Genomic DNA, 17,108 nt, shown 5'->3' with positions numbered 1-17,108 from the left:
AGCCGAAGTCGCTTATTTCGAAACTAAAAGTATGGAATGACCGCCGGACGGGGCTTCCCGCCGGTGTCGGAACGCAGACGGAGACGAAAGATGGATCGCTTCAAGCAGATCGAGACGTTCGTGCGGGTGGCCGATGCCGGCAGCCTCGCGGCGGCGGCGCTCGAGGAGGGCGTGTCGCCGGTGGTGCTCGGGCGGCGCATCGACGCGCTGGAGAAGCGCCTCGGCGTGAAGCTGATGTATCGCTCGACGCGGCGGCTGGTCGTCAGCGAGGAGGGGGCCGCGTTCCTCGAGCGCTGCCGCGGGCTGCTCACCGAATGGGATCAGGCCGAGAACGAGCTGGCCGCCGGGCGGCGCGCGGTGAGCGGCCACCTGATCGTGTCGGCGCCGGCCGCGTTCGGCCGCAAGCACGTCGCGCCGCACGCGCCGGGCTTTCTGGCCGACAAGCCGGAGATGCAGCTGTCGTTCAACCTGACCGACCGCGTCGTCGATCTCGTGCGCGAGGGCTACGACCTGTCGATCCGGATCGGCGGCGCGGTCGATCCGAACTTCGTCGCGGTGAAGCTCGCGTCGAACCGGCGCGTGGTGTGCGGCACGCCCGAGTATTTCCGCAAGCACGGCCGGCCGAAGTCGCTCGACGATCTGCTGAAGCACAACTGTCTCGCGTTCAACCTGCAGGGCGGCCAGAACCGCGGCTGGTATTTCCAGCGCCACGGCAAGATCGCGACGATGCGCGTGACCGGCAATCTCGACTGCAACGACGGCGAGCTGCTGCATCGCTGGGTGGCCGAAGGGCTCGGGCTCGGCTGGCGCTCGACGTGGGAAATCGCCGCGCAGCTCGAAACGGGCGCGCTCGAGACCGTGCTCGACGAATATGCGTTGCCCGACTACGACATCCTCGCGGTCTACCCGCAGCAGCGCTACGTGCCGGCGCGCGTGCGCTATTTCATCGACTACCTGCGCGCCGCGTACGCGCGCCCCGGCTACTGGAGCACCACGCCGTAACGGGGCGGCCCGTCCGGCCGTCCGGCGATTTTTTACGCTTCGTGCGCCCGGCGCGGGAATAAACTCGACGCAGCAGCGGTAAGGTCATCGAGCGCGCACGTTGCCTGTCTGTCCGGGCGTCGTGCGCGGAACGGGCGCGGCGTCGGCCGCCGGGACCAGGGAGGCCATGTGGGGCAAGCCGGACAGGCGGTCGATGAACGGGCGGCGCACGATGCGGTCGCGCGCGGCGAGCGGTTTCGCACGCTCGTGCTGCCGCATCTCGACGCCGCCTACAACCTCGCGCGCTGGCTGAGCGGCAGCGCCGGCGATGCGGACGACGTCGTCCAGGACGCGTGCATGCGCGCGCTGCGCTTCGTCGATTCGTGTCGCGGCGACAACGCGCGGCCGTGGCTGCTGACGATCGTGCGCCACACCTGGTACACCGAGTGGCGGCGGCGCACGCATGCGCACGAGGTCGCGCTGCCCGATACGCTCGACGACGCCGACGTGCCCGACGACTGGCAGCCGGCCACGGAGGATCCGCTGGCGCACCTGCTGCGCGGCGAGAACGTGCGGCTCGTGAATGCGGCGCTCGCGAAGCTGCCGCCTGAATATCGCGAGGTGCTCGTGCTGCGCGAGATGGAGGACCTGAGCTACCGCGAGATCGCGGCGATCGCGGATGTGCCGGTCGGCACGGTGATGTCGCGGCTCGCGCGCGGCCGGCGCAAGCTCGCCGCGCTGCTGGGCGACGCGCCGGCGCCGGCGACCGAAGGCCGACCGGGCCGTGCATCGGCCGGCGGAACCGCATCGGAGGCTATCGATGGACTGTAACGAAGCGCGAGCATTGCTGGACGCGGACGTCGACCGCGAGCTGTCGGCGCCCGATGCGTTGCGGGTCCAGCAGCATGTCGAGGGGTGCGAGGCGTGCCGCCGCGAACGTGCGCGAATCGTCACGCTGGTGCAGGCCGTCCGGCAGGCCGATTATCACCGCGCGCCGGACGCGCTTCGGGCGAGCATCCTCGCGAGCCTGCCGGCAGCCGCCGACGCGCATGCCCATGAGCCGTCGCGGGTCGAGCCGCGGCCTGAGTCCCCGTCACCGCCGCGGCGGCCGCGCGGGCGCGACTGGTTCTCCTGGCTGACCGGGCGTGGCGGGTCGGCACGACCGGTATCGTCCGGTACCGGGCCCCGCGTGGCCGCGTTGCCGGGCCTCGGCTGGGGCGTCGCACTGCTGATGGCGCTCGCGGCGGCGGGCGGAATGGCATGGTCCGCCCGCCATGCCGACACCGACCGCATGGTCGACGAACTCGTCGCGAGCCACGTGCGGGCCGACCTGTCGGCGCGCGACATCGACGTGATCTCGACCGACCAGCACACGGTCAAGCCGTGGTTCAACGGCCGGCTCGACTATGCGCCGCCGGTCGAGGATCTCGCCACGAACGGCTTCGCGCTGATCGGCGGCCGGCTCGACTACGTCGGGCGTCGCCGCGTCGCGGTGCTCGTCTACCGTCACCGGCAGCACGTGGTCGACGTCTACGTGCAGCCGGCGGGGCAGCGGCCGTCCGCGCCGTATTCGACGGTGTCGCAGGGCTATGCGCTCGATCGCTGGAACGCGGCCGGGATGACGTGGTGGGCCGTGACCGACGCCGAGCCGTCGGCGCTCGCGGCGTTCCGGACGGCGCTCGACGCGCGGCTCGCGGGCACGCCCGGCGAATGACCGCTGCGGCGTCGGGGCCGGCACGTTGCCGTTCCGACCCCGACGCCAGAAGGGCCGAACGATGGTCGTTTGCACCGGCATTCCTGTTCAAGTCTTTGAAAACACGGCCGAATCCGTTTGCAAATCATCGATTGACCTTGCACGCGCCCCGTAACCGGGTTAGAATCTTCGGCTTCTCACTTGCCACACCGGTTCAGACGCCCGGGTGGCTTTAATCCACAAGGAGTGTGTAATGCGTCATTACGAAATCGTATTCATCGTGCACCCTGATCAAAGCGAGCAAGTGCCCGCGATGATCGAGCGTTACAAGACCACGATCACGTCGCACGGCGGCCAGATCCACCGTGTCGAAGACTGGGGCCGTCGCCAACTGGCCTACATGATCGAGAAACTCGCGAAGGCTCACTACGTCTGCATGAACATCGAGTGCGACCAGACGACGCTCGACGAACTCGAACACGCGTTCAAGTTCAACGACGCCGTGCTGCGCCACCTCATCGTCAAGATGAAGAAGGCCGAAACCGGCCCGTCGCCGATGATGAAGGAAGTTCAGCGCGAAGAAGCCAAGAAGGCGGCTGCAGCTCAGCCGGCCGAAGCGCAGGCTTAAGTTCGTCACTCATTAAGCCATCAAGGAGCGCGCCACTTACGTGAACAAGTTGCAATTGACGGCGAGCGTCGTCGAACGCGCACCGGTGCGATATACGCCGGCAGGTGTTCCGATCGCAAGCGCCACATTGCATCACCGCACGGAAGTCGTCGAAGCAGGCATTCCCCGTCAGGTCGAAATGACGATCGAGGCGGTGGCGGCCGGTGAGGCGAGCGGCAGGCTGGAAAGTCGTGAAATGGGCGTCGAAACGCTGTTCACGGGCTTCCTGGCCAAGAAAAGTCGCAACGCGAGAACCTTGGTGTTTCACATCACAGCATTGCAGGACATTGGAAAGGACTGAAATCATGCCCCGCCCGACTGGTAAGAAATTCGACAAGCGTCGTCAGCAACAAAACCCGCTCTTCAAGCGCAAGAAGTTCTGCCGTTTCACGGCTGCCGGCGTCGAGCAAATCGACTACAAGGACACGGAAACGCTGAAGGACTTCATCGGCGAAAACGGCAAGATCACGCCGGCTCGTCTGACGGGTACGAAGGCGCACTATCAGCGTCAGCTGGATACGGCCATCAAGCGTGCGCGTTTCCTCGCGCTGCTGCCGTACACCGATCAGCACAAGGCGTAATCAGGCGACGCAATAAGGAGAATTCGAATGCAAATCATTCTGTTGGAAAAAGTCGCCAATCTGGGTAACCTCGGCGACATCGTCAAGGTCAAGGACGGTTACGCTCGCAACTTCCTGATCCCGAACCGCAAGGCTCGCCGTGCAACGAAGGAAGCGATCGCCGAATTCGAAGTGCGCCGCGCTGAACTCGAAAAGATCGCCGCTGAAAAGCTGGCGGCATCGCAGGCAGTCGGCGAGAAGCTGAACGGCCAGACGTTCGAAATCACGCAGAAGTCGGGCGTCGACGGCCGTCTGTTCGGCTCGGTCACGAACGGCGACGTCGCGGAACTGCTGAAGAAGGCAGGCTACGAAGTCGAGAAGCTGCAAGTGCGCATGCCGGAAGGCCCGCTGAAGATGATCGGCGAGCACAACGTCCAGGTCGCGCTGCACACGGACGTCGTCGTCGACGTCACGATCAACGTGATCGGCGACCACGCGTAAGCGTATGCAAGCTTGCCGGGCGGCTTCCGTCGCTCGGACAAGGGCAGGCGCCCGGGCAACCGGGGCCTGCCTTTTTTATTGTCCGCTCGCTCCCGCAAGCGGTGGTAGCGCTGCCGCCATCTATTCGCGATAATCCCAACCCATGAACGCGCCGCAAGATCCCCAAATCGAATCGCTGAAAGTCCCGCCGCATTCGGTCGAAGCCGAACAGTCGGTGCTCGGCGGCCTGTTGCTCGACAACGCGGCATGGGACCGGATTGCCGACTTCCTGTCGCAGGGCGATTTCTATCGCTACGACCACCGGATCATCTACGAGCATATCGGCCGGCTGATCGCGTCGACACGCCCGGCCGACGTCGTGACCGTGTACGAAGCGCTGACCACGTCCGGTAAGGCCGACGACGTCGGCGGGCTCGCCTATCTGAACGCCCTGGCGCAGAACACGCCGAGCGCGGCGAACATCCGCCGCTACGCGGAAATCGTGCGCGACCGCGCGGTGCTGCGCCGGCTCGTGTCGGTCGCCGACGAAATCTCGGCCGACGCCTTCAATCCGCAGGGCAAGGAAGTCCGCCAGCTGCTCGACGAAGCCGAATCGAAGGTGTTCTCGATCGCCGAAGAGGGCGCGCGCGGCAACCAGGGCTTCCTCGAGATCGGCCCGCTGCTCACGCAGGTGGTCGAGCGCATCGACACGCTGTACCACACCGCGAATCCGAGCGACGTCACGGGCACGCCGACGGGCTTCATCGACCTCGACCGGATGACGTCCGGGATGCACGGTGGTGAGCTGATCATCGTGGCCGGAAGACCGTCGATGGGGAAGACCGCATTTTCGATGAACATCGGCGAATACGTCGCGGTCGAGTACGGGCTGCCGGTCGCGGTGTTCTCGATGGAAATGCCGGGCACCCAGCTCGTGATGCGTATGCTCGGCTCGATCGGCCGGCTCGACCAGCACCGGATGCGCACGGGCCGCCTGACGGACGAGGACTGGCCGAAACTGACGCACGCGGTGCAGAAGATGAGCGAGGCGCAGCTCTTCATCGACGAAACGGGCGGCCTGAACCCGATGGAATTGCGCTCCCGCGCACGGCGACTTGCGCGGCAATGCGGCAAGCTCGGCCTGATCATCGTCGACTACCTGCAGCTGATGTCGGGTTCGTCGCAGGGCGAGAACCGCGCGACCGAGATTTCGGAAATTTCGCGATCGCTGAAGAGCCTCGCGAAGGAACTCGACGTGCCGGTGATCGCGCTGTCGCAGCTGAACCGCGGCCTCGAACAGCGCCCGAACAAGCGCCCGGTGATGTCCGATTTGCGCGAATCGGGCGCAATCGAACAGGATGCGGACGTGATCCTGTTCATTTACCGCGACGAAGTCTACAACCCGGACAGTCCCGACAAGGGCACCGCGGAAATCATCATCGGCAAGCAGCGTAACGGTCCGATCGGCCCCGTTCGGCTCACGTTCATCGGTCAATACACGAAGTTCGACAATTTTGCAGGGGCGCAAACCTTCCACGGCGAATAACGCCGGAAGTAAACCCCTATTTCGCCAAACGTTGTATCCAATCCCGGCGCGTGCATGTGCGCGCGCCGCGGCGCGACCGGAAACGGTACAATGTCGCCCGTTTTCGTGACAGTAGTTTGACAATCTCTCAGGAATCCCATGTTCGGTCGATTCATGCCCACCGAGGGCAAGTTCTTTGAACTCTTCAACGCGCACGCGAAGCACATCGTTTCCGGTGGCCGCGAGCTCGAACTGCTGATCGACAATCTCGCCGACGCCGAGATTCACAAGCAAAACGTGCAAATCGCCGAGAAGGCCGCCGACAAGCTCACGCACGAGGCGATCGATCTGTTGCACAAGACCTTCATCACGCCGCTCGATCGCGACGAGATCCACAAGCTGATCACGACGATGGACGACATCCTCGACCTGATGGAAGACGTCGCGACGGCCGTGTCGCTGTACGACGTGCAGTCCGTCACGTCCGAGGCGAGCCAGCTCGCGCACATCGTCACGCAATCGGCGCAACACGTGCAGCAGGCCGTCGGCTTGCTGTCCGACATGAAGCAGTCGGCCCAGATCCTCAAGCAGTGCGAGGAAATCGACCGCTGGGAGTCGGAGGCCGATCGCGTGCTGCGCGCGGCGATGTCGAAGCTGTTCCGCGAGGAAGACGACGTGAAGACGCTCATCAAGCTGAAGGCGATCTACGAGCTGCTCGAGGAGATCACCGACAAGTGCGAGGACGTCGCGAACATCATCGAAGGCATCGTGCTGGAAAACGCCTGAGCGGACCACGATGCATTCGATACAACTCGCCCTCTGGATGGTCGCGACGCTGGTGCTCGTCGCGCTCGTATTCGATTTCATGAACGGCTTTCACGATGCGGCGAACTCGATCGCCACCGTCGTGTCGACAGGGGTGCTGAAGCCCCAGCAGGCCGTGGTGTTCGCGGCCGCGTTCAACGTGATCGCGTACTTCATTTTCCACCTGAAAGTCGCGCAGACCGTCGGTAAAGGCACGATCGATCCCGAGATCGTCGACCATTACGTCGTGTTCGGCGCGTTGATCGGTGCAATCGGCTGGAACGTGATCACGTGGTACTACGGGATTCCGTCGAGCTCGTCGCACGCGCTGATCGGCGGCCTCGTCGGCGCGGCGCTCGCGAAGTCCGGCTGGGGTGCGCTGAACATCGACGGGCTGCTGAAGACGATCGCGTTCATCTTCATTTCGCCGCTGCTCGGTTTCATCCTCGGTTCGCTGTTCATGCTCGGTGTGTCGTGGCTGTATTTCCGTACCGCGCCCAGCAAGGTCGACCGGCGTTTCCGCCGGCTGCAACTGCTGTCGGCCGGGCTGTACAGCCTCGGTCACGGCGGCAACGACGCACAGAAGACGATCGGTATCATCTGGATGCTGCTGATCGCGAGCGGTTACGCGTCGGCGACCGCCGATGCGCCGCCGGCCTGGGTGATCGGCGCGTGCTACTTGTCGATGGGCCTCGGCACGCTGTTCGGCGGCTGGCGCATCGTGCGCACGATGGGCCAGAAGATCACGAAGCTCAAGCCGGTCGGCGGTTTTTGCGCGGAAAGCGGTGGCGCGATCACGCTGTTCATCGCGTCGTTCCTCGGCATTCCCGTGTCGACCACGCACACGATCACCGGTGCGATCGTCGGTGTCGGCGCGACGCAGAAGCTGTCGGCCGTGCGCTGGGGCGTCGCCGGCAACATCGTGTGGGCGTGGGTGCTGACGCTGCCGGCGGCCGCGCTGTTCGCGGCCGGCGGGTGGTGGCTCGGACATCAGATCTTCTGAGCGCCGACACTACCGGATCGACATCGACATCAAATGCGCCGCAAGCCGAAAGGCTGCGGCGCATTTTTTTTGGGGGCTGGGGTGGCGACGAAGTGGAGGGCGGCAGACGCCGCCAACGTCGTTGACGGGCGGATGCGAGCGACCGGTCAGTAACTGCCGTTCGCAAACCGCGCGATCGGATCGTCCGCCGTACCGGTGCGCGGCCTGACGGGCGCGGATTGCGTCGATGCACGTAACACCTGCACGGGCGCGGGCTCGATACCGCGCGGGGGCGCCGATGCGGTGGCGGGTGGCGGTTCGGCATCGAAGGCGGCGGCCTGGGCGGCCGTCAGCGCGGTCGTCGGAATCTGCGTGCCGGTTTCCGCCGGGGCGGCCGCTGCTGCATCGGCCGTCATCGCGGGCATGGCGTCATTCGCGGACGTGGCTTGCTGCTGGGCCGCCTGCATCCGCGGTGGCGGCGGCTCGTACGGATCGGTGGCCGGTGCAGGCGGTGCAACTGCGGCGGCCGTCACGACCGGCGCGGGCGGGGCGGTCGTCGCCGTCGCCTGCGTCGCCCTTGCTTGCGACGGTGCATACGCGGGTTGACGCGGTGCGGCGGCAGCCGTCACGACCACCGGAGCGGCCGCGACCGCCGGCGGATTGCGTGGCGCGTCGCGCTTGGCCTCGTAGGTCGGCGCATCGAACGGCGTCGGGGCCGAGCGCGGCGGCGCGACGCGGCGAATGCCGTCGAAGCGCTTGGCCCAGTACGGATTCGTCAGGTAGTCGAGCCGGACGGTGCCGCCCGTCGACGGTGCGTTGACGAAGCGCAGCTTGCCGACATAGATACCGACGTGCGAATGCGGGCGCCCGGTCGTATTGAAGAAGATCAGGTCGCCCGGCGCGATCTCGTCGGGTTCGACCGACACGCCGCGGCCGCTCATGTCGGCGGTCGTACGCGGGAGGTTCACGTCGGCCGCGCGGCCGATCACGTAGCGGACGAGCCCGCTGCAGTCGAAGCCGCTCGTCGGCGTGTTGCCGCCCCAGCGATACGGGACGCCGACGAGGCTCATCGCCTGGATCGAGATTTCTTCCTGACCGACGCTGTGGTCGACGAATTTCGGGAAATTGGCGGGCGCCGGGAATGCACGCGGCGTCGTGATCTTCATGCCCGAAGCGGAACGCGATGCCGACTGCGGCGGCACGCTGGAACAGGCCGCAAGCAGGGAGACGACGGCGACGGGAACCCAGATTCGAAGCATGGCAAGGCGGGCGAGCGCGGCGCGCTCGCGAATCGTATGACAACAGACAGACCCGATGGTAGACGCTCTGGCGGGGCTTAAGCAACCATTCTTGAGAATTTACTTGAAGTTTCGCGCGTAAACTGCGTTGTTGCGTGACGAAGCGTTACTTTTGTCTTCGACCCCAAATAAAAACGGCGCTCCGGAAACGGAGCGCCGCGTGGCGTCGAAAGCCGGCCGAGGCCGGCTTGCGCGTTACAGAATGTCCGACGCGTAGTCGGCGAGCCGCGAGCGTTCGCCGCGCGCGAGGGTCACGTGGCCGCTGTGGCCCCACCCCTTGAAGCGGTCGACGACGTAAGTCAGGCCCGAACTGCCTTCGGTCAGGTAAGGCGTGTCGATCTGCGCGATGTTGCCGAGGCAGACGATCTTCGTGCCGGGGCCCGCGCGCGTGACGAGCGTCTTCATCTGCTTCGGCGTCAGGTTCTGCGCCTCGTCGATGATCAGATACTTGTCGACGAACGTGCGGCCGCGCATGAAGTTCATGCTCTTCACCTTCAGGCGCGAACGGATCAGCTCCTGCGTCGCGGCACGGCCCCATTCGCCGGCCGCGTCGTCGGTCTTCTGCAGCACTTCGAGGTTGTCGTCGAATGCGCCCATCCACGGCTGCATCTTCTCTTCCTCGGTGCCGGGCAGGAAACCGATGTCCTCGCCGACGGGCACGGTCGCGCGCGTCACGATGATCTCGTTGTAGCGCTTGTCGTCGAGCACCTGCGCGAGGCCGGCCGCGAGCGCGACGAGCGTCTTGCCGGTGCCGGCCTGGCCGAGCAGCGTGACGAAGTCGATCTCGGGGTTCATCAGCAGGTTCAGCGCGAAGTTCTGCTCGCGGTTGCGCGCGGTGATGCCCCACACGTTGTTCTTGTGGTGGCTGTAGTCGCGCAGCGTCTGCAGCAGCGCCGTCTTGCCGTTCAGCTCGCGGACGATCGCGTGGAACGTCGGCTCGCCGTTCTGCGGCTCCAGATAGACGAACTCGTTGACGAGCATCGACGCGACGAGCGGGCCCGTCACGCGGTAGTACGTGGTACCCGTCTTCGTGTCCTGCCAGCTCTCCATGCCCTTCGCGTGCTTGGTCCAGAAGTCCTGCGGCAGCTCACGCACGCCGTTGTACAGGAGATCCGAATCCTCGAGCACCTGGTCGTTGAAGTAGTCTTCCGCAGGCAGGCCGAGCGCGTGCGCCTTGATCCGCATGTTGATGTCTTTCGACACCAGCACGACCTGGCGATCCGGCCGGTCGCGCTGTAGCGCGCGCACGACGCCGAGGATCTGGTTGTCGGCCTTGCCTTCGGGCAGGCCTTCGACGGGCGCGATGTCCGCGAGCTTCGTCTGGAAGTACAGGCGGCCGAGCGCGTCGCGGCTGCCGAGGCGCGACAGCGGAATGCCGGCCGAAATCGGGCCGCCGTCGGCGACGAGCGCGTCGAGCGTGCGGCTGACCTGGCGAGCATTGCGCGCGACTTCGGACATCCCCTTCTTGTGGTTGTCGAGTTCCTCGAGCGTCATCATCGGCAGATAGACGTCGTGTTCCTCGAAGCGGAAGAGGCTGCTCGGGTCGTGCATCAGCACGTTGGTGTCGAGCACGAACAGTTTCTGCAGTTCGGCTTCGGCGGGCTTGCGGCCGCGCGACTTCGTCGCGGCGCCGGCGTTGCGCGCGGGCGTTGCGGCCGGTTTGTCGGCGGCCGGCTTGTCGTTGCGTGCAACGACGGGCGCCGCGGGTTCGACCGGCGCCTGCAACGGCTGCAGCAGGGCGGCCGTCTGCCTGGTCTTGCGGCCGCGCGCGGGTACGCTCGCGGCATCGGGCGCCGGAGACGCGACGGCGCGCAACGGCGCGGCCGTGTTCGCGGCTTCGATCATCGGTTGGGCCACGCTCGCCGGGCCATAGTCGCCGGCTGTGGATGCGTCCCCTTCGGCGGATTTCTTCGCGGCTTTCGCGGGCCGCGCTTTCGCCTTGTATTCGTCGGGCGGCAGCAGGCTGCCGAGCTTGCTGGGGGGAGTAGGCAAAGGCATGGTGTCCCTCGGGAGGAATCGTGTCGCATGAAGTGCGCCGCTGATCGCATCCTGCGTGACGTAGACGCATGCAGTTTGCGCGCGGTGGCGCACAGGAATTTCGTCTAGCCGGTTCGCCTAAGTGTCGATCAGCTCCTCGATGCGGTAAGGGCCGGACCGGAGAGGGCCGGCGCGCGTTCCATAAAAAAAGCCGCTGCCCCGTCGACAGGGACATGCGGCTCGGCTGATGCCGTCGTGATGCGCGTCAGATGCCGGCAAACATTGCAACGGGCACCGGCGCAGCTACGAGAAATATGGGGCGAACTGGCATTCATTGCGGCCCAATATAACGCGCCTCAAAGCGCTTGTACAGCCTTTAGCACGTCGTCCACGTGACCCGGTACCTTGATGCCGCGCCATGCCTGACGGAGCACGCCGTCGGCGTCGATCAGGAACGTCGAGCGCTCGATTCCGCGCACTTCCTTGCCATACATTTTCTTCATCTTGATGACATCGAACAACGCGCACAGCACTTCGTCGGCATCGGAGATCAGCGGGAACGGCAGTTCGAGCTTGGCCTTGAAATTGTCATGCGAGCGCAGGCTATCGCGCGACACGCCGATGACTTCCGCACCGGCTTTCTTGAACTTCGGGTAGAGATCGCGGAACTGCAGCCCTTCGGTCGTGCAGCCCGGTGTGTTGTCCTTCGGATAGAAGTACAGCACGAGCTTCTTGCCGTTCAGGTCGGACAGCGAAATGTCGCCGCCCGTGGCCGGTGCGGTGAAATCGGGAACTTGACGGTCAACTTCGACGGACACGTGTTTCTCCTGTTGTTATGGACGGGCGCCGCTGCGGCGGCGCGGTTCGGCGGGGCGTCGCGGCAGCGCGCCGCAAGGGCGCAGCGCCGGCTCGCGCGCGAACTCAGTCGGGCTGGACGATCAGTTCACCGGAGCGGCCGGGGATTTCGCCCCACGCGACAGGGTACGATGGCAGCGAGTCGCGGTCCAGCGTCGCGTGGTAGTCGCCCATCGTCGCGAACGTGTGGCCTTGCGCACGCCAGCCGGCGAGCAATTGCTCGAATACGGGCGCGAGCTTCTGGCCTTCCAGTTCCGCATGTAGCGTGAACACCTGGTCGTGCGGATTGGTTTCGGTGAACTTGAGAAGGTGCGCGGCGACGTTGTGCGTGTCGACGCCGTCGATGCCGAGCACTTCGTCGAGCGTCGGCAGCGTGGTCGGCATCTGCACGTGCGACAGCGTGCGGCCGCCGACCACGGGCAGGTACGGCGAGTGGCCGCGGCCGTCGGATGCATAGCGCATCCCCCACGCGTCGATCTGCTCAAATGCCGAGTCGTTCATCTGCCAGCCGGCCGCGCCGTGCGTGACGGGCGGCGCACCGAAGATCTCGATGAAGCGCGCATGACTCTTCTGCATTTCACGCGCGGTCCAGTCGCGATCGCGTACGCGCACGTTGTCCTGCCAGTAGACGTGATCCCACGTGTGGATCCCGCATTCGAAGCCGGCCTCGTGAATCGCGCGCATGTCGGCGATCGCGCGGCGGCCGATGTCGGGGCCGGGCAACAGCACGCCGTACATCAGCTGCTTCACGCCGTAGTGTTCGACCACCGACGTGCGCGACACCTTCTTCAGGAAGCCCGGACGGAACACGCGCCGCAGCGCCCAGCCCGTGTGATCGGGCCCGAGGCTGAAGAGGAAGGTCGCGCGGGCATTGAAGCGATCGAAGATGCGCGCGAGGTTCGGCACGCCTTCGCGCGTGCCGCGCAGCGTGTCGACGTCGATCTTGAGGACGATACGAGCCAAGCGAACGTCCCGGTCAGCCTTGCTGTTCGACGAGCGCGCGCGCGTCGGCGACGTGGCCGCGATACGCTTCGAAGATGTTGCGCAGCGCGTCGTCGAACGTCGCCTGCGGCGCCCAGCCGAGCTCCTGCATCGTGTTGTCGATCTTCGGCACGCGGTTCTGCACGTCCTGGTAGCCGTTGCCGTAGTAGGCGCCGGACGTCGTTTCGACGAGCTTCACCTGCTTGGCCGAATCGGCGTACTCGGGGAATTCCGCGGCCAGTTCGAGCATCTTGTGCGCGAGCTCGCGAACCGAGAAGTTGTTCTTCGGATTCCCGATGTTGTAGATCTTGCCCGACGCGACGCCGTCCTTGTTGTCGATGATCTTCATCAGCGCGCTGATGCCGTCGCCGATGTCGGTGAACGCGCGCTTCTGCGAGCCGCCGTCGACGAGGCTGATGTTCTCGCCGCGCACGATGTGGCCGAGGAACTGCGTGACCACGCGCGAGCTGCCTTCCTTCGGCGTGTAGATCGAGTCGAGGCCCGGGCCGATCCAGTTGAACGGACGGAACAGCGTGAAGTTCAGGCCTTCCATCCCGTAGCCCCAGATCACGCGGTCCATCAGCTGCTTCGAGCACGCATAGATCCAGCGCGGCTTGTTGATCGGGCCGTAGGTGAGCGCCGACGCGTCCGGGTCGAACTGCTCGTCCGAGCACATGCCGTAGACCTCGGAGGTCGACGGGAACACGAGGTGCTTGCCGTACTTGACGGCCGAACGCACGATCGGCAGGTTCGCCTCGAAGTCGAGCTCGAACACGCGCAGCGGCTGCTGGACGTAGGTGGCCGGCGTCGCGATCGCGACGAGCGGCAGGATCACGTCGCACTTCTTCACGTGATACTCGACCCACTCCTTGTTGATCGTGATGTCGCCTTCGAAGAAATGCATCCGCTCGTGGTTGACGAGGTCGCCCAGCCGGTCGGTCTGCATGTCCATGCCGAACACTTCCCAATCGGTGGTTTCAAGAATGCGCTTCGACAGGTGATGGCCGATGAAGCCGTTCACACCCAGGATCAGGACTTTTTTTGCTTTCATGAATGACGGGAAGAATGAATGAACTGCGCGAATTCCGCGGGCGTCACGACGGTTTCGCTGCCGTCGCGCTGCTGCCACAGCTCGAGAATGGATAGGGCGCGGCTGTCGCCGCAGACGCCGAATAGCGCATTATCGCTTACGTGCAGGCCGGGCGGCAAATCTGCCGCGGCGGCCGCTGCCGCGCTGCCGGGCGCCGCGAGGCGCGCGCGCGCGATCACGAAGCGCGCGCCGCCGACGTCCGTGAACGCGCCCGGATACGGGGGCGCGACCGCGCGCACCAGGTTGTAGACCTGCGCGGCCGGCTTCGACCAGTCGACGCGGCCGTCCTCGGGCTTGCGCCCGCCGTAGTAGCTGCCGCTCGCGAGATCGTTCGGCAGGTGCGGCGCCTCGCCCGCGAGCAGCGCGGGCAGCACGCGCCACAGCGTCTGCTCGGCGGCCACCGTGACCTTGTCGAACACCTGCGCGGCCGTGTCGTCCGGCAGGATCGGCACCGCGGTCTGGGCGAGGATCGCGCCCGCGTCGGGCTTGGCGGCCATCTCGTGCAGCGTCGCGCCGGTCTCGGTCTCGCCGTTCAGCACGGCCCAGTTGGTCGGTACCCGACCCCGGTATTTCGGCAGCAGCGAACCATGCATGTTGTATGCGCCGCGCGGCGCGATCGCGAGCAGGTCCGCCGGCAGCATGTGCCGGTAGTAGAACGAGAAGATGAAATCGGGCTGCGCGTCGGACACCGCGCGGCGCAGCGCCGGATCGGCGGGATCGGCCGGCGTGACGACCGGAATGCCGTGCTCGGCCGCGACGGACGCGACGCTGCCGAACCAGATGTTCTCGTTCGGATTGTCCTCGTGCGTGACGACCAGCGCGACGTCGACGCCGCGCGCGAGCAGCACCTGCAGGCACCGCACGCCGACGTTGTGATACGCGAAGACGACCGCGCGCGGCTTCATTGCGCGGCTCCCGGGCGGTTCGCGGCGGCCGGCACCGGCGGCACGCCGTCGTGCTGCTCGAGCACGGCCTGGATCAGGTAGCGCGGCCGCGCGCGCACCTGCTGGTAGATGCGGCCGACGTATTCGCCGAGCAGGCCGAGCGCGAAGATGATCACGCCGAGCAGGAAGAACGTGATCGCGAACAGCGTGAACACGCCTTGCACTTCCGCGCCGACGATGAAGCGGCGCACGAGCAGCAGCACGAACAGCGCGGCCGAGCCGAGCGAGAGGATCACGCCAATGAACGACAGCCACTGCAGCGGCACGACCGAGAAGCCGGTCACCAGGTCGAAGTTCAACCGGATCAGGCTGTACAGCGAATACTTCGATTCGCCCGCGAAGCGTTCCTCGTGCGCGACCTCGATTTCGGTCGGTTTCTGCGCGAACGTGTACGCGAGCGCGGGGATGAACGTGTTGACTTCGCCGCACACGTTGATCGTGTCGATGATGCGGCGGCTGTATGCGCGCAGCATGCAGCCCTGGTCGGTCATCTTGATGCGCGTGATGCGCTCGCGCAGCCGGTTCATCATCTGCGACGCCTTGCGTCGCCACAGGCTGTCCTGGCGTTGCTTGCGGATCGAGCCGACGTAGTCGTAGCCCTCGCGCATCTTCGCGATCAGCTTGCCGATTTCCTCGGGCGGGTTCTGCAGGTCGGCGTCGAGCGTGATGACGATCTCGCCGCGCGATTGCGCGAAGCCGGCGAGGATCGCCATGTGCTGGCCGTAGTTGCCGTTGAGCAGCACCACGCGCGTCGTGTCGGGCCGTACGTGGAACTGATCGGCGAGCATCGCGGCCGAGCGGTCGCGGCTGCCGTCGTTGATCAGGATCACTTCGTACGACGTGTCGAGTGCGTCGAGCGCCGGATACAGCCGCGCGAACAGCGCGGCGAGGCCGTCTTCCTCGTTGTACACGGGGATGATGACCGACACTTCGGGCCGGCCGGCGTCCAGGTGCGCGGCGCCCGGATGCCCGGCGCGTGCTTCAAGGGGACTCATGTACGCTTATTTTCCGTATTGTTCGCAAATCTGATTGACGGCGTCGACCACGCGACGCACGTCGCCTTCCGTCATCTGCGTAAACAGCGGCAGCGTGACGGTCGACGCGCCGTACCGTTCGGCGTGGGGGAACATGCCCTCCTTGAACCCGCGCGCACGGTACAGCGTGAAAAGATGGATCGCCGGGTAGTGGATGCCCGTGCCGATGCCGCGTTCCTTCATCTGCGCCATGAACTCGGCGCGCGGGATCGACAGCCGCTCGAGCGGCAGCGTGATCAGGAACATGTGCCAGTTGCCGTTCTCGAATTCGGCGACCGGCAGGCCGACGCCGAGCTTCGCGGCCGCGCCGCCGTCGAATGCGGCGAAATACGCGCGGGCGAGTGCGCGGCGCTGCGCGGTGAAGCGCTCGATGTGCGGCAACTGGCCGAGGCCGACGCGCGCGGCCACGTCGGTCAGGTTGTACTTGCCGCCGAGCACGTCGCAGTCCATCCCGTCGAAGCCGGTGCGCGTGATGCCCTGCAGCCGGTACTTCTGCGCGAGCACGGCTTCGTCCTCGTTGTTCAGCACGAGGGCGCCGCCTTCGATCGTCGTCAGGTTCTTGTTCGCGTGGAAGCTGAACGACACGATGTCGCCGATCGCGCCGATGCGCTTGCCCTGCCACGTCGAGCCGAACGCCTGCGCGGCGTCCTCGATCACGCGCAGGTTGTGCGCGCGGGCGATCGCGTACAGGCGGTCCATGTCGACCGGCAGGCCGGACAGGAACACGGGGATGATCGCCTTCGTGCGCGGCGTGATCGCCTGCTCGAGCTTGTCGAGGTCGATGTTGCGCGTGACGGGATCGATGTCCGCGAACACGGGCGTCGCGCCCGTTTCGATGATCACGTTGCTGGTCGAGACCCACGAAGCCGGCGTCGTGATCACCTCGTCGCCGGCGCCGACGCCCGCGATGCGCAGGCCGATCTCGAGCGTGCAGGTGCCCGAATTGAATGCGCGGACCGGCCGGCCGCCGCAGTACTCGGACAGCGCGGCTTCGAATTTCTGACACTGCGGGCCGGTGGTGATCCAGCCCGAGCGCAGCACGTCGACGACGCCCTGGATGGTTTCCTCATCGATCTCGGGGCGGGTGAACGGCAGAAACGGAGCGGTAGTCTGGCTCATGAACGCGTTTGGCCTGTAATGGCGTGTAATAAAAGGGTCGGGCGATCCGTCCGAAACCGGCATTAAACACCGGTTGGCGGATTCGCACCGTGATTTTTTGTAGGCGGACGCTTAACGC

Annotated in this window: 18 protein-coding genes and 1 pseudogene; 11 read left to right on the top strand and 8 right to left on the bottom strand. The window is 65.8% G+C overall.

Going from position 1 to position 17,108, the window contains the following annotated elements:
• Positions 1–90: 90 nt before the first annotated feature.
• The 10 genes from CFB46_RS13840 (at position 91) to CFB46_RS13795 (ending at position 7,713) form a co-directional block, all read left to right on the top strand.
• A complete protein-coding gene (locus tag CFB46_RS13840; protein WP_089500289.1) occupies positions 91–1,002 on the top strand; it encodes a LysR family transcriptional regulator in 912 nt (303 codons plus the stop codon).
• Positions 1,003–1,170: 168 nt separating this feature from the next.
• Positions 1,171–1,812 (top strand): RNA polymerase sigma factor, encoded by a 642-nt coding sequence (locus CFB46_RS13835; RefSeq protein ID WP_089500288.1) that lies wholly within the window; start codon positions 1,171–1,173, stop codon positions 1,810–1,812.
• Positions 1,802–2,695, top strand: coding sequence for an anti-sigma factor family protein (locus tag CFB46_RS13830; RefSeq protein ID WP_089500287.1), 894 nt, complete (start codon positions 1,802–1,804; stop codon positions 2,693–2,695). Before CFB46_RS13835 ends, CFB46_RS13830 begins: the two co-directional genes overlap by 11 nt.
• A 232-nt stretch (positions 2,696–2,927) precedes the next feature.
• On the top strand, positions 2,928–3,302 hold the full coding sequence (rpsF, locus tag CFB46_RS13825; protein WP_027784636.1) for a 30S ribosomal protein S6: 375 nt from the start codon (positions 2,928–2,930) through the stop codon (positions 3,300–3,302).
• Positions 3,303–3,342: 40 nt separating this feature from the next.
• A complete protein-coding gene (gene priB, locus CFB46_RS13820) occupies positions 3,343–3,642 on the top strand; it encodes a primosomal replication protein N (protein ID WP_027784635.1) in 300 nt (99 codons plus the stop codon).
• A 4-nt stretch (positions 3,643–3,646) separates the two neighbouring features.
• Positions 3,647–3,922 carry a 30S ribosomal protein S18 gene (rpsR, locus tag CFB46_RS13815; RefSeq protein ID WP_006486248.1) on the top strand — a complete coding sequence of 92 codons (276 nt, stop codon included), beginning with the start codon at positions 3,647–3,649 and terminating at the stop codon, positions 3,920–3,922.
• Between the two features lie 27 nt (positions 3,923–3,949).
• Positions 3,950–4,402, top strand: coding sequence for a 50S ribosomal protein L9 (rplI, locus tag CFB46_RS13810; protein WP_027784634.1), 453 nt, complete (start codon positions 3,950–3,952; stop codon positions 4,400–4,402).
• A 142-nt stretch (positions 4,403–4,544) separates the two neighbouring features.
• Positions 4,545–5,927 carry a replicative DNA helicase gene (locus CFB46_RS13805; RefSeq protein WP_027784633.1) on the top strand — a complete coding sequence of 461 codons (1,383 nt, stop codon included), beginning with the start codon at positions 4,545–4,547 and terminating at the stop codon, positions 5,925–5,927.
• A gap of 138 nt (positions 5,928–6,065) precedes the next feature.
• Complete coding sequence (locus CFB46_RS13800; protein ID WP_006478627.1) at positions 6,066–6,692, top strand: DUF47 domain-containing protein; 627 nt, start codon at positions 6,066–6,068, stop codon at positions 6,690–6,692.
• Between the two features lie 10 nt (positions 6,693–6,702).
• On the top strand, positions 6,703–7,713 hold the full coding sequence (locus CFB46_RS13795; RefSeq protein WP_027784632.1) for an inorganic phosphate transporter: 1,011 nt from the start codon (positions 6,703–6,705) through the stop codon (positions 7,711–7,713).
• Positions 7,714–7,859: 146 nt separating this feature from the next.
• Here the strand turns inward: CFB46_RS13795 and CFB46_RS13790 are convergent, their stop codons facing one another.
• Together CFB46_RS13790 and CFB46_RS13785 are read right to left on the bottom strand one after the other, a co-directional pair.
• Positions 7,860–8,951, bottom strand: coding sequence for a C40 family peptidase (locus tag CFB46_RS13790; protein ID WP_089500286.1), 1,092 nt, complete (start codon positions 8,949–8,951; stop codon positions 7,860–7,862).
• 234 nt (positions 8,952–9,185) lie between these two features.
• Positions 9,186–10,988 carry a PhoH family protein gene (locus CFB46_RS13785; protein ID WP_089500285.1) on the bottom strand — a complete coding sequence of 601 codons (1,803 nt, stop codon included), beginning with the start codon at positions 10,986–10,988 and terminating at the stop codon, positions 9,186–9,188.
• Here CFB46_RS13785 and CFB46_RS36755 point away from each other — a divergent pair.
• Positions 10,884–11,125 (top strand): annotated as a pseudogene (locus CFB46_RS36755) (hypothetical protein); the annotation flags it as partial. The gene CFB46_RS13785 and the pseudogene CFB46_RS36755 overlap by 105 nt on opposite strands.
• A 198-nt stretch (positions 11,126–11,323) precedes the next feature.
• Here CFB46_RS36755 and CFB46_RS13775 read toward each other — a convergent pair.
• The 6 genes from CFB46_RS13775 to CFB46_RS13750 form a co-directional block, all read right to left on the bottom strand.
• A complete protein-coding gene (locus tag CFB46_RS13775; RefSeq protein ID WP_089500284.1) occupies positions 11,324–11,785 on the bottom strand; it encodes a peroxiredoxin in 462 nt (153 codons plus the stop codon).
• A gap of 103 nt (positions 11,786–11,888) precedes the next feature.
• Positions 11,889–12,785, bottom strand: a complete 897-nt coding sequence (locus CFB46_RS13770; RefSeq protein WP_089500283.1) for a polysaccharide deacetylase family protein — start codon at positions 12,783–12,785, stop codon at positions 11,889–11,891.
• A 13-nt stretch (positions 12,786–12,798) separates the two neighbouring features.
• A complete protein-coding gene (locus CFB46_RS13765; RefSeq protein ID WP_011352307.1) occupies positions 12,799–13,854 on the bottom strand; it encodes a bifunctional UDP-4-keto-pentose/UDP-xylose synthase in 1,056 nt (351 codons plus the stop codon).
• Positions 13,851–14,798: a formyltransferase gene (locus CFB46_RS13760; protein WP_089500282.1), complete on the bottom strand. Its 948-nt coding sequence runs from the start codon at positions 14,796–14,798 to the stop codon at positions 13,851–13,853. Before CFB46_RS13760 ends, CFB46_RS13765 begins: the two co-directional genes overlap by 4 nt.
• Entirely contained in the window at positions 14,795–15,832 is a 1,038-nt protein-coding gene (locus CFB46_RS13755; protein ID WP_027784625.1) for a glycosyltransferase, read from the bottom strand. Before CFB46_RS13755 ends, CFB46_RS13760 begins: the two co-directional genes overlap by 4 nt.
• 6 nt (positions 15,833–15,838) lie before the next feature.
• Positions 15,839–16,990, bottom strand: a complete 1,152-nt coding sequence (locus tag CFB46_RS13750) for a DegT/DnrJ/EryC1/StrS family aminotransferase (protein WP_089500281.1) — start codon at positions 16,988–16,990, stop codon at positions 15,839–15,841.
• Between the last annotated feature and the right edge of the window lie 118 nt (positions 16,991–17,108).

Source organism: Burkholderia sp. HI2761, assembly GCF_002223355.1.
In the GTDB taxonomy this organism is placed as follows: domain Bacteria; phylum Pseudomonadota; class Gammaproteobacteria; order Burkholderiales; family Burkholderiaceae; genus Burkholderia.
Note: the sequence above shows the minus strand (reverse complement) of the source record. Positions and strands in the feature narration are given on the sequence as shown.